The 12572-nt window shown below is 58.0% G+C and carries 6 protein-coding genes and 4 pseudogenes; 2 read left to right on the forward strand and 8 right to left on the reverse strand.

Going from position 1 to position 12572, the window contains the following annotated elements:
* Positions 1-1749 precede the first annotated feature (1749 nt).
* The 7 genes and pseudogenes from AC1DLB_RS23905 to AC1DLB_RS23935 form a co-directional block, all read right to left on the reverse strand.
* A pseudogene (locus AC1DLB_RS23905) lies at positions 1750-4188 on the reverse strand (winged helix-turn-helix domain-containing protein); the annotation flags it as partial.
* 140 nt (positions 4189-4328) lie between these two features.
* Positions 4329-5391: pseudogene (locus AC1DLB_RS23910) on the reverse strand (DUF1329 domain-containing protein).
* A 23-nt stretch (positions 5392-5414) separates the two neighbouring features.
* A complete protein-coding gene (locus AC1DLB_RS23915; protein ID WP_477785758.1) occupies positions 5415-7208 on the reverse strand; it encodes a DUF1302 domain-containing protein in 1794 nt (597 codons plus the stop codon).
* Between the two features lie 586 nt (positions 7209-7794).
* Positions 7795-8706, reverse strand: a complete 912-nt coding sequence (locus AC1DLB_RS23920) for an SDR family oxidoreductase (protein ID WP_018927168.1) — start codon at positions 8704-8706, stop codon at positions 7795-7797.
* Positions 8707-8752: 46 nt separating this feature from the next.
* A pseudogene (locus tag AC1DLB_RS23925) lies at positions 8753-9340 on the reverse strand (alpha/beta fold hydrolase); the annotation flags it as partial.
* On the reverse strand, positions 9341-10123 hold the full coding sequence (locus tag AC1DLB_RS23930) for a class II aldolase/adducin family protein (RefSeq protein WP_018927170.1): 783 nt from the start codon (positions 10121-10123) through the stop codon (positions 9341-9343).
* A 172-nt stretch (positions 10124-10295) separates the two neighbouring features.
* Positions 10296-10751, reverse strand: coding sequence for a flavodoxin (locus tag AC1DLB_RS23935; protein WP_064620259.1), 456 nt, complete (start codon positions 10749-10751; stop codon positions 10296-10298).
* A gap of 103 nt (positions 10752-10854) precedes the next feature.
* Here AC1DLB_RS23935 and AC1DLB_RS23940 point away from each other — a divergent pair, with 103 nt between their 5' ends.
* Both AC1DLB_RS23940 and AC1DLB_RS23945 read left to right on the forward strand, forming a co-directional pair.
* On the forward strand, positions 10855-11331 hold the full coding sequence (locus tag AC1DLB_RS23940; RefSeq protein WP_018927172.1) for a PAS domain-containing protein: 477 nt from the start codon (positions 10855-10857) through the stop codon (positions 11329-11331).
* Between the two features lie 54 nt (positions 11332-11385).
* A pseudogene (locus tag AC1DLB_RS23945) lies at positions 11386-11717 on the forward strand (hypothetical protein).
* A 3-nt stretch (positions 11718-11720) separates the two neighbouring features.
* On the opposite strand, the gene AC1DLB_RS23950 reads toward AC1DLB_RS23945, so the two are convergent.
* Positions 11721-12572 (reverse strand): MerR family transcriptional regulator (locus tag AC1DLB_RS23950; protein ID WP_477785759.1); only part of this gene is annotated, 852 nt, incomplete at its 5' end.

Raw genomic sequence — 12572 nt, forward strand, 5'->3', positions numbered from 1 at the left:
CGCCTGGCGCATATAACACACAAGGAACAAGCGCACCATTGCTTTTAGACGTATAAACGGTGAGTCGCCTGGCGCATATAACACACAAGGAACAAGCGCACCATTGCTTTTAGACGTATAAACGGTGAGTTCCTTGAATGCCTGATAATCATCACGAAAAGAAAGACCATGAGTGGTCAATGATGTATCGCCGAGATTGCAACGTTTCACCATATCCAGACTTTGCACCTTCAAATGACCTTGCAGCCCGGCGGCGAATACCGACAAGGCCGTCACTCTTGCCAGGTTTTCATGGATAGCGTCTTGTACTTCTGGCTCTTTATAGGCAGCGTTCCGCAGCGCTGCGTACTTCATCCGCACATCGAGCGTTTCGATGGCCGACTCGATGAATGAAGGGGTCAAATCCAGCGCATGTTCGCCGTTGATCTTGAGCTGATAGCGGGCGGCTTTATCATGCAAACCGTACATAAAAAGTTCGGTTAACGTTTTCGTTTCTTGATGCCTGATTTCCTTCACGCCCATACGGAAATTGTAGTTCAAGGTCACGAGGACAAAATCAGGATCGACATGCAGTGCAGCACGCCGAAAAATAAAGTCTTGAACACTGTTTCGTGTATAGGCTTTCAGCGACGCGACATGACCCACTCGTTGATGCAGATCTACTTCACTTTGAAGCAGGGTGCGCTCCAGATCGACATAAATCTTCTGGTCCCTTTCGCTACTGCGCTTCAACCATTCAGGCCACACATTTTTACTGATCAACTTGATCAGCGCGGCGGTGCGATGTTTCGCATTTTCAAGCAGCTCCTTCAAGGGCAGGAGGGCGTTAACTTCTCGGATCACATTCTCCTTGTCCGTGCGCGAGCCACTCAACCCCTTGAGTTGACGACTGATGTCAGCACGTTGCTTTGCCAACAGCGCGTCTGTGCCAACACCGAATACATCCGTATCAATTCGTGGATAACGAATCTCTGGATCAGCCTCGACCTTCTGCGCGTCTTCAACTGCCAAGTCCTTCAGCAATTCGCCACGACTCGCTGGCGTACTCAGGCGTTTCCGGACTTCTTGATGCAGCGCTGCCGACGTAGCGAACTTTTCCACCCCTGCGTTCGCCGTATATAAAATCATGGCACTGTCCGCCGCAGGAACAATCGCCCCTGACGACTGACCATCCAGACGCATGACAAAAGCCGAAGCCAATGTTTTGAAGACGCCATCGTGCAGTTGGACAGCAACGCCATAAAATGCGCTGGGAACCAGAGGACCGGTCAACGCGAAAATCTTTTTTTCGTCTTCCGGTGTGACACCGCCCTCTTGCGTTACGCTATTCAATTCCTGCCAGAAGAGTTTGACTGCATAACTTCGCAGAAGGCCTTTACGCATCACGTTGTTGCCCATATTACGTGCCCAGTACTGATCCAGCGCCACGACAAACTTTGCAGGCAACGTCCGCAGCAATTCGGCGATAAATTGACTCACTGTCCCAATATCCAGATCAGCGTGTCGGGCGCTTTCGTCCGTATCGTTCAGCCAATCGTACACACCATATTGGTCTGGATTATAATTCGGTGCACTTCCGCGCAGCAGACACTCCATCAGTACATTATTCAGTGAGCCTGTCGGCTCTTGGGCAGTCGCAGCACCGCGATAATTGATAAACACCCTGGAAACATAGAGTTCCGGCACCAACCGCCACATGTCCTCCGCCAGACAATCTTGTAGCAAAGACGCAAATGACGGGATGAGGCTCAATTGCTCGGACAATTGTTCAACGGCCTCGTTTACGCCGATAAATTTATTTGAAACCGATTCGAGTTTATTACCTTCCATAAATACATAATCCTGATTTACGCCTTCAATGTTCGGCTCCGTCATTCCCAGTGCCGACAGCAGGTCAGGCTGGCGTAATTGAAGTTCGCGCAGCGCCTGCCGCAAACCACATCGCTCCACCAGATTTAATCCACTGCGTAAAAACTCGTTGGCACTGACCAGGTCACTATTCAACCAGGCGACTTCGGCCCTGGCGAACAACAGTTCCACCTCCAGCGTCAACTGAGTGGAGCGCTTCGACTGATCAAGCAGGCGAGCGAGGATGTTCAATGGGGCCTCGCTCCGGTGCAAATAGACTTGGGCCAACACCAGCAGGTACTCAATCCGGGCAATCAGCAGCAAAGTTGCCGGAGGTGCTTGCCGCGCCTGGCCCAGATAGTGGCGCAAGACGCGACTCAGCGCCTCACAGGCGAGTTCTGGCCGGCCCTGCTGCAGCCAGAAATGGCTGCTGACTTGCAGCAGTACGCCACGATAAACGGTGTCAGGACTCTGCCGCTGCTGCATCAACCGTTCAGCATCGCGCAGATGAGCAAATGCCAAGTCATAGTCACGTTGATTGGCCGCCAATTGCGCAAGCCCCAGAAAACCGTACAGCACCCGCTTGTCGTGATTGCGCAGGCAGGTCCGCAAGCCACTTTCAAACAACTCGCTCGCCTGTGCATCGCGTCCCAGGGACAGATTCAAACGGCCACGCTGCAACGCCAGTCGTCCGAGCAAAGGTTCGGCATCGCGTTGCTGCCTGGTGAACATGGCGTGAACATTGGCAAGCAAGTCCTCGGCACGTTGGAGAGCACCACGCTGCTCCAGCAATTGCGCATGGTCCAGTTCCAGCAGTCCTTCGAAAACCAGTGAACCTTGCGCACGCGCCAGGCACAACGCTTCACGATTCATTGCCTGGGCGACTTCCAGCTCCCCACGCAGCAATGCTTGCTGGGTCAGCCCCGACAAGCACATCACACGTACAGTCCAGAGTTCGGGACCAAGGTCCTTCAGCGCATCGAGAAAATGCGCACGCGAGCCCTCCATCCGCCCCTGCAAATGCAACAGCCAACCCTGCTGGGCCTGCCACCGTGCGATCAGCTGCCGTTGCAGAATCGCCGACGGCTGCGGGACGAATCGCGACAACTGCTCGATACAGGCTCCGGCTTGCTCAAACCGCCCCGCAAACAGCGATGCCGCCGTGATCAGCCCGATCAGTTGCGGCGAGCCGAGCATCAGCTCCTCGCCTTGTTGCTCATGCAGACGCAACAACAGCACCACTGTCTGCTCCTCGAACAGATGCTCGAAACTGAAGTGCTGCAACAGGCTGACCGCCACTTCGTATTCCTCGGCGAGCAATGCCTGTTCGAAGGCTGATTTCCAGTCCTGCTCGGCGCAGAACCACTGGCAGGCCCGCCGATGCCAGGAGCGTCCGGCCGGCCATTGCTCATCGCGCAGCAATTGGGTGAACGGGGTGAAAACCTGCAGCCAGTCGGTGGAGTCGCGCCAGGGTTCGATAAAACAACCCAGTGCTTGCAAGGTCCTCAGGTACTGCGCGCCCTCCCCGGCCCCAAACAGGTGATCGCACAGTCGGGCATTGAAGCGTGGCAAGTGGGCCAGCACGCGCCAGGCCTCGCTCAACTCAGGCGTCAGCGAGCTGAACAACTCGTGCTCCAGATAATCGAGCAAAGTGTCCGCCCGTCCCTGGGGAGTGTCCTGACGCGACCAGTCGCACTTCTGCAACAGTGCGATCCGCACACCGGCACACCAGCCGCCGGTGCGCTGGATGACCCGACTGGCCACCTTGTTGGCCTGATCCGGCACCCAGGGACGCAACAGCTGCTCCACTTCACCTGAAGTAAAAGCCAGCAAAGCGCTCTCGCACTCGTACAATTCATCATCAAGCAACAGCCGTGGCCAGTTGCATTGCGGCCGGCGGCGAGTGCCGAGCCACCAGGTCAGCATCGGGCTGCCGATCGCCAACATGCGATCCAGCAACGAGTCCAGCTCCGGGTTCGGCAGACGGCAGTAGTCATCGAGGAACAGCCAGGTCGGCGTCTGCAATCGCGCCAGATTGCTCAGCAATTCGGTTTCACCCGACGAGGCCAACCCCAGCGCCTCAGCCAGACGATGACGAAAATCGGCCGCGCTCGACACCACGCCAGACAAGGGCAGCCAATGCACCCGGCACCGGGATGGCGCCCGCAACAGGCACTCGGCGAGCAGCGCACTCTTGCCGCTGCCGGCGGGGGCGCAAAGTAATTTCACCCGGGCCGTGGAGGTCAGTAGCGGCTCGGTCAAGCGAGCCCGCGACAAGTGATGAGAGGACAGGCGGGGCAGGAATCCAGAACGGTCCAGACACGGGGTCATGGCGGTCATTGCAGCGTGCCTTTTTATAATTGTCCGACAACCCTAACCCTCTCCAACCCGCTTGTTGAGAGGTATTCAGCGCGCTGATTGGCGCCCATAAAAAAGGCGACCCACCGGTCGCCTTTTGTGATGCCAATGTATCAAAACCCTTACCGAACGCCCTCGGCGCGCAGAGCCGACGGTGTGTAGTCGGCAGCCTTGGCGTCAAAGCCAAATATGAAACTGTGCTTCTCTTCGTTCTTCATTCCCAGGGCAATGTATCGGCCAGCGATGATGTCGTAGAGCGCCTCGAGGGTGTAGGCCGGAGTCTGGTGATCGTAGTAGTACTGGGCGTGACCTTCGGCCACTCGCCACAGTTGGCCGCGACCGTCGTAGTGGTCCACCAGCGCCACTTGCCAGCTGTCTTCGTCGAGGTACATGTGGCGTTTGGCGTAGATGTGCCGCTCACTCGGCTTGACCGTGCCGACCACTTCCCAGACCCGGTGCAACTCGTAGCGGGTCAGGTCCTGGTTGATGTGCCCGGCTTTCACCACGTCATCGTACTTGAGGCTCGGCGAATCGAGTTTGTAGCTGTTGTAGGGAATGTACATTTCCTTTTTGCCGATCAGTTTCCAGTCGTAGCGATCTGGCGCACCGGAGAACATATCGAAGTTATCCGAAGTCCGCAGGCCGTCAGCGGCGGTGCCTGGTCCGTCGTAGGCCACTTGCGGTGCACGGCGCACTCGACGTTGACCGGCGTTGTAGATCCACGCCAGTCGCGGCTCTTTCACCTGGTCGAGGGTTTCATGCACCAGCAATACGTTACCCGCCAGCCGCGCCGGCGCGGTTACCGACTGTTTGAAGAAGGTCAGCACATTGGCGGCTTTGTCCGGGTCCAGGTCCTTCATCAGTTGCGGTACGGCGATCTCTTCCTCGAAGCGAATCGGCGTGTAGCTGCCGTTGGTCTGCGGGGGCAGCGGTGATGGTGAACAGCGGCTTTTCACTGGCGAACGGGTCAGCCAGGAAGCCTTTGCTGTCGACCGCGCCAGCGTTTTTCGGGATGCCACCGGTCCAGGCCGGGATCGAGCCATCGGCGTTGCCGGCCTTCTCGGCGCCCAGCGGCGTGAGGGTGGTGCCGAGCTTATTGGCCTCTTCCGGCGAGACCGCAGCCATCACGTTGACGGCCAACAGACTCAGTGCCAGAGCGCCGCATTGCAGAATCATCTTGCGCATTAACATCATCCTTCTCAGCCAGATCAGAAGTTCACGCCGAAGCTCAGCGCCAGGAAGTCGCGGTCGGTCAGGGTGTTGTAATTCCCGCCGAAAAAGTCGGTGTAACTCAAGCTTGCGGTATAGGTGTTGCGGTAGTCGGCATCGACACCGACGCTGATCGCCTTGGCGCCTTCGTTGAACAGCCCGTTGGGGCCGTAGCCGGCGACGTCATGGGACCAGGACAGGTTGGGTTTGAGGTTGATCCCGCCAATCACGTTGGCGTAATCGAGGATCGCCCGGGCGCGATAGCCCCAGGAGGTCGAGGTGACGAAGCCGTCGGTATCGCCACCGAAACCGTACTGGCCGTAGACCGAATCACGGCCGTAACGCAGCTTGCTCCGCGGCTCCAGACCACCGACATGGACCATCGCCGCTTCACCGACCAGGGTCAGCCGTTGGGCGCCCAGCACTTGATCGAAGAAGTGCGTCAGGGTGCTTTGCACCTGGGTCACTTCCTTGCGGCGGTAACCGGTATTGTCGGCGCCAGGCCGGGTCGCAACAGGCGATGCCGCGCCGCCGGCGATCGGGTTGAGCAACGCCAGGGTCAGGTCGTTGGTGTTGACCTGAACCGGAGCGTTAGGCCGGTAGCTGATTTCGCCGGTCCAGGCAGTGCCGGTGGGCAACGTGGTGGAAAAACTCGCACCGTACAGGCGAATGTCTTCCGGGTATTCGAGGTAGTACTGGCCGCGCCCGAGCATTACGCTTTGCGCCAGGCCCGAACCGCTGCCCGGGGCCAGACGGTTGGCAGTGCTGACCATACCCGGCAGGCTGGCCAATGTGGACAGCCCGGCGGTGGTGGTGCCGACGGTCGGTGTGYGACTGTGGTAGTTCATGAAGTAGAGGCCGTATTCGGTGTCGTCACCGAGCCAGCGCAAAGCCGCGCCCCACTGCCCCGAATCCCGTGCATCGCGGTCACCGCCACGGGGCACGATCACGCCCTCACGGGTGACCTGGATAGGTTGGCCAAAGGCTGCCGCCAGTGGTGCAAGCGGTGCAATCGCCGGGCTGCCGACGGTGTAGTTGTTGTTGCAACCGTCCGCCACCACGTCGTTACCGAAGAAGGTGCCGCAGTTGTCTACGACGGTCTGGTCCCACTCCAGTTGGTAGAAACCTTCCACCGTGAGTTGATCGGTCAAGCCCTGGGAAGCGAACAACATGTTGACCGGAATCAGGCCTTCCTTGATCTCAGCGCCGGGACGCCGGAACGCCGAAACGTCGACCGGGTTGATGCTGTTGATCGAGTTACCGATGAAGGTGCTTTCACCCCAGCTGACCACCTGTTTACCGGCACGCACGGTGCCCGGCAGATCGGCGATGGAATAGTTGTGATAAACGAAGGCATCGAGAAGCTCCGCCCCGGAAGACTTGGCGCCTTCCTTGCGACCGCTGTCGCTGATCTGCTTGAACTCGCGGTCTTCGTCTTTGAGCTCGAAGTCGTACCAGTACTTGCCACGGACGAACACGCCCGTGTCGCCGTACTTCAATTCGAGGTCGTGGATGCCCTTGAAGATCTTGGAGAAGGTTTCGCCTTTCTTGAAGTTCAGGCGTCCGTCATCACCGGTCGAAGACTGGCCTGTCCCGCCATTGACGGTACCCACCAGCGACTTGTCGGCATCGCGCATGCCCCAGCTCGCGCCGACGGACAACGAGGAATCGAACTGCCCCTCGATTTYGCCGATGTTGAATGAAACAGCCTGCGCCTGGGCACAGCAGCCCAAGGCCACCGCAGCGGCCAGCGCTTGCGGTTTGAAGATGGCGCGCATTGTTGTTTTTGTCATGCGTCTTCCCCGGTGAGTGACAGAAGACCCCACCCTACTGCCGCTCGCCGGGAGCGATAAGCGCACCAAGGAGGTATTCGCGATGTACCTCCAAAGGATGAAGGCCCGCATGGGGCGGGGTTTTGCGCGGGGTATGGATGGGCTGGATGGAGGGTTATCAGTGCAGTGCATGGGACATGGTTGAAGTTGGATGTGTAACAGCTGGCGCAGCTAGCGGCAGCTGTTACAAAAGGTCAGCCGAAGACTGTTGCCAAGACTGTAACAGTGCATGTCAGAAATCGCTATTTTTCCTTTGTGATCAATACCTTATTCTTGCCTGGCTTTCACGGAAAACGGCCCGAAAGCACAAAGAACGGGGATGATAGACCACCCCGTTGGCGACAGAATCCAGATGATTTGAAGCATATTTTTTCGACTCATCGCCCTGTGTTCACTGACGTTGATTTGTAGCTCCTGGATCCACGTCTTACTTTGGCCGCTGCGTTTGCAGCGGCCTTTTTTATGGGCGAAAGGTTTTCAGGCAGGGAGTAGTCGGGAGGAGATGACGGGGCTCAGGCAAGCCCCGCCAGATGTCGCGCAATCAGCGTCAGAGGGAATACTTCTGCAAGTTCTCCATCATTTCCTTCAGCGCCTCAATGTTGTCCTTCGGATGCGCCGCGCCTTCGAAATCGCAGATCTGCTGCCAATGCGCCGCCACATCCTCCGGCGAGAAACCGACCCGCGGATCGAACCCGGCGCCCAGGCTGCGCTCCCAGCGCACCTTGCCCATCCAGCCGCCACCGACCTCGAACAGCCCCGACGTTTCCTGGCATTGCTCGCTGCCCAGGTACACCACCAATGGGCTGACCAGTTCCGGTTTGAGTTGCTCGAATACTTGCGGCGGGATCAGGCCTTCGGTCATGCGGGTGCCACCCGTGGGGGCGATGGCATTGACCAGGATATTGTTCTTGCGGCCCTCGATAGCCAGTGTGCGGGTCAGGCCGTAGAGGCCGAGTTTGGCCATGCCATAGTTTGACTGCCCGAAGTTGCCATAGATGCCCGAGGTCGACGCGGTGAAGATCACGCGGCCATAGTTTTGCTCACGCATGTGTGGCCAGGCGGCGCGAGTGACCTTGTAGGCGCCTTCGACGTGAACGCGGTAAACCAGGTCCCAATCGCTGTCGTCCATTTTGTGAAAGGTCTTGTCGCGCAGGATGCCGGCGTTGTTCACCACGACATCGATACGACCGAACGTATCAAGGGCATGCTGGACGATTTTGTCTCCGTCGGTGACAGAGTCATGATTAGCCTCGGCGATGCCACCCGCTTCACGAATTTCCGCCACCACCCGATCGGCCGCCGATGCATTGGCGCCTTCACCCTGAGCCGAGCCGCCGAGATCATTGACCAGCACTCTGGCACCCTGTTTGGCGAACAGCAATGCATGCGCTCGCCCCAAGCCGCCGCCTGCACCGGTGACAATCACGACTTTATCTTCGAAGCGCACAGACTCATTCATGGGGAACTCCAGCAGGCCAGGGACTATTAGTTTGAGTGTCGGGCACGACCAGGCTCCAGAAATCATCCAGCTCACTTTCGGTGGGCCGGGTCTGCGGACCGAAAATCTGCTTGAAACTCTTCACCAGAGCGTCACGGGTAAAAGCTAGCCCGATCATCCAGCCCAAGGGGCTTAGCAGGAGTTTTTGCATCAACACCGGGCGATGGGTTTCGGGAAACAACCCGCCATTGAGGAACACGCAACTGGCGATATGAGCGCGTGCTTCGTAGTGCCGGGCCAAGAGCTCCTGGGCCACGCTGTCGCCATAATCGTGTGCCAACACGTGAACGGGTTGCTCGACGTTCAAGTGCGCCAATAACGCTTGTTGCAGATCGGCCTGCTCCAGCAGGCTGTAGTTGTGGTTCACCGGTTTGGCCGAATCGCCGAAGCCAAGCATGTCGCAGGCAATCACCCGATAGCGCTGCGCCAGCGGCTGCCACAGGTAATGCCAGTCCCAACTGGCGGTCGGGAAGCCATGGATCAACAACAGCGGCTCGCCCTGCCCCGCCGCCCAATAGCGGATGGTCTGACCGCGGAAGACGAACGTCTGGCCGCGCTTACGCCAGACACACAGAGGAATTTCGGCGAGTGCCATTTAGAGTTTATAACCCGGGTCTTGTTTATCGAGTTTGCGCAGCAGCGCCGGCCAGGCCAGCGCGCCACCCATCCCTTGAGCACTTTTGGTGACGCCGGCGATCATCGCCTTGGCGCCCGCCAGAATCTGCGGTTCGATGGCGATCAGCTCTGCGCCACCGTTCTGCGCCAGCACCTGAATCTCGCAGGCGCGCTGAAAGGTAAACATCATCAGGAACGTGTCGGCGATGGTGCCGCCACAGGTCAGCAGACCGTGGTTGTGCAGCATCAGAAAGTTGTTTTCACCCAGGTCGGCTTGCAGCCGCGCCTTCTCTTCATGGTTCAGTGCCACGCCTTCGTAGGCGTGATAAGCCAGGCTGGACAGCACGAACAATGACTGCTGACTGATCGGCAAAATGCCCTGTTTCTGCGCCGATACCGCCACCCCCGCCGCCGTGTGGGTATGCAGCACACACACGACGTCATGCCGGACTTCATGCACCGCGCTGTGGATGGTGTAACCCGCCGGGTTGATCTCGTAGGGGCTGTCCATCAATTTGTTGCCGGCCTGATCGACCTTGACCAGGCTCGACGCGGTGATTTCATGGAACATCATCCCGAACGGGTTGATCAGGAAGTCTTCAGTGCCTGGCACCTTGGCTGAAATGTGCGTGAAGATCAGATCGTCCCAGCCGTGGAGGGCGACCAGACGATAACAGGCCGCCAGGTCGACGCGGGTCTGCCACTCGGCGGCACTGACTTTATCCTGGAGACTGTGTGGCGACTGGATGGGGGTTACGCTCACGGCAAGGATCTCTTTTTATTGTTCTGGGTTCTTAATGTTCACTGACGTTACAGCAGTCTAGTCAGCCCCCGGAGATCGGCTAGTTGCATTGGCAGCCAGCTTGGTGGCCGAGCGAGTCAGTGCGTGGGGGAGCCTGGATCCATGTCAGAACACTGCCGCCAATAAAAGCCGGTCAGCCCCGCAGAGCGCTGACCAGGTCCGCCAGCCAAGGCTCGGCGTCGGTTTCCGGCGTTACCGTTTCACTGGCGTCCAGACGCAACATCGGCAGCACTTCATGCACGCCCAGTTCGCCGAACAATTCACGCATTTGCTCACCGCCACCGCAGAACGTATCGCCGTAACTCGAGTCGCCCAACCCGATAACGGCACCCGGCAAGCCACGCCAGGCGGCGGGCAATTGATCGCGGATCATCGAATACAATGGTTGCAGGTTGTCCGGCAACTCACCCATGCCGGTGGTCGAAGTCACCGCCAGAAAGGCTTCCGGGCCAAAGGCCTGAACATCGGCAAGTGTCGCGCGCGGGTTGTGCCAGGTTTCGAAACCGGCGGCGTTCAATAGACTTGCGGCGTGGCGGGCGACTTCTTCAGCCGTGCCGTACACCGAGCCGGAAAGGATGGCGACTTTCATCAATCTGATCCTGAAGCTGAGTAAAAGGCCAAGATATTAACAGCACAGCCCTCATTGATCTTTTAGAATGCAGCGTACCCATCAATACGCAAAGGACTCTGCGATGATCAATGCCTCACTGCTGCAAATGGTGATCGACGCGTCCAACGACGGCATCGTGATTGCCGAAAAGGAAGGCGAACAAGACAACATCCTGATTTACGTAAACCCGGCGTTCGAACGCCTGACGGGCTATACCAGCGAAGAAATCCTCTACCAGGATTGCCGTTTTCTGCAGGCAGGAGACCGGGATCAGCCCGCCCTCGCATTGATTCGCCAGGCGTTGGGCAATGGCGGTTCCTGCCGGGAAATTCTCAGGAATTACCGCAAGGACGGCACCCCGTTCTGGAACGAACTGTCGCTTTCCACGGTAAAAAACCCGCACGACGGACAAACCTATTTTGTCGGTGTGCAGAAAGACGTCACGGTTCAGGTCAGGGCACAGCAGCGAGTTGCACAGCTGGAAGCGCAATTGGCCGAGGTACAGGCAGAACTTGCTGATCTCAAGTCGACGAACGGATCAAACCAATCTGCGAATTAGTGGTCATTTACTACAATCACCGATGACTTTGTAATTATTTCTTTCGAGCAAATCATGCAGCGCGACGCACTCCTGACCCAGGATGAGCTGGACTTTATCCAGACCATGCAACACAACCCGCAACTCAATGTGCGGGATGCGACGTCGAGTTTGCTGGTCAATGGCGGCTCGCAGATCCGTGATTTGCTCACACGCCTGGCCGCACATGAGCGTGGTTCAGCCCGTCAGGCTATGAGCGGATTGCGTTGCGCGGCACCCTGGAGCGTGAGACCGAGCAAGGTTTCTACGCCTACGAGCTGAGCCAGAGTGACAAGGACGAAACCGAGCGTCTGCGTCAGTACATCCTTCAGCAACATCGCCTGACCCATCCTGCTTTGCATATTTGAATCTCAGGTATCCAGGTTTCCCGCCAGGAACTGTTTCAGACGCTGGCGCATCACCCCTCCCTCGTTTCCAAGGCAACCCACCGACGACCCGGCCAGACTTTCTTGCGCCAGGTCGGACGCATCCCCGGCCAGAAACAGCTGACAATCCAGGCCCATGGCCAGACGGTTCAAACGTCGAGGCAGTTCGGCAGCCGGCGCGTGATTGGAAATCAGCACCAGCGCCCWTGGCTTGATCTTCTCACAAACCAAGATCAACTCATCAAAGGGCTGCCCGATCGCCAACAACTGAATAGCCGAATCGATGCTGCTCAGATAGAGCGCCGTGACCAATACTTCGAGCTCACGACATTGGTCGGCCAAGGCGCAGACAATCACTCGTCGCGGCTGCATGACACGCACCAGCAGCAGGCGTTGCAATACTCGAGACCGCAGAAAGCCATCCAGAAAAAGCCACTCGCTGGTCTGACCGAACGCATCATGGCGTTGTAGCAATAGCTTCCAGATCGGAATCAGGATGTCCTGGAACACAACTGTCAGCGGATAACTGGAAAAAATCTGACCATAGACGTGTTCCAGCTGAACTTCGTCAAAAACACTCACTGCCGCCTTGACCTGCTGCTGCCATTGGCTGTAGTCGGCTTGAACGAGCTCGTCGGGAATGATCCGCTCCAGCACCGGGAGCGGTTCGGTCTTGGCCAGTATCTTGCCAACCTTGCTTACCGCGACACCGCGCTCGATCCAGCCGAGGATGCTGCGGACACGCTCGATATCGGTCATCGAATACAAGCGGTGCCCGCTTTCGGTGCGGGTGGGCTGTATCAGCCCGTAGCGTCGCTCCCAGGCTCGGAGCGTGAC

The sequence above is a fragment of the Pseudomonas sp. 05N434 genome, from assembly GCF_056396965.1.

What these genes read in the sequence shown, in the direction of transcription:
- AC1DLB_RS23935 (WP_064620259.1), bottom strand. Translation starts at nt 10,751, where the DNA reads ATGAAAGTCGCCATCCTTTCCGGCTCGGTGTACGGCACGGCTGAAGAA.
- AC1DLB_RS23920 (WP_018927168.1), bottom strand. Translation starts at nt 8,706, where the DNA reads ATGAATGAGTCTGTGCGCTTCGAAGATAAAGTCGTGATTGTCACCGGT.
- AC1DLB_RS23940 (WP_018927172.1), top strand. Translation starts at nt 10,855, where the DNA reads ATGATCAATGCCTCACTGCTGCAAATGGTGATCGACGCGTCCAACGAC.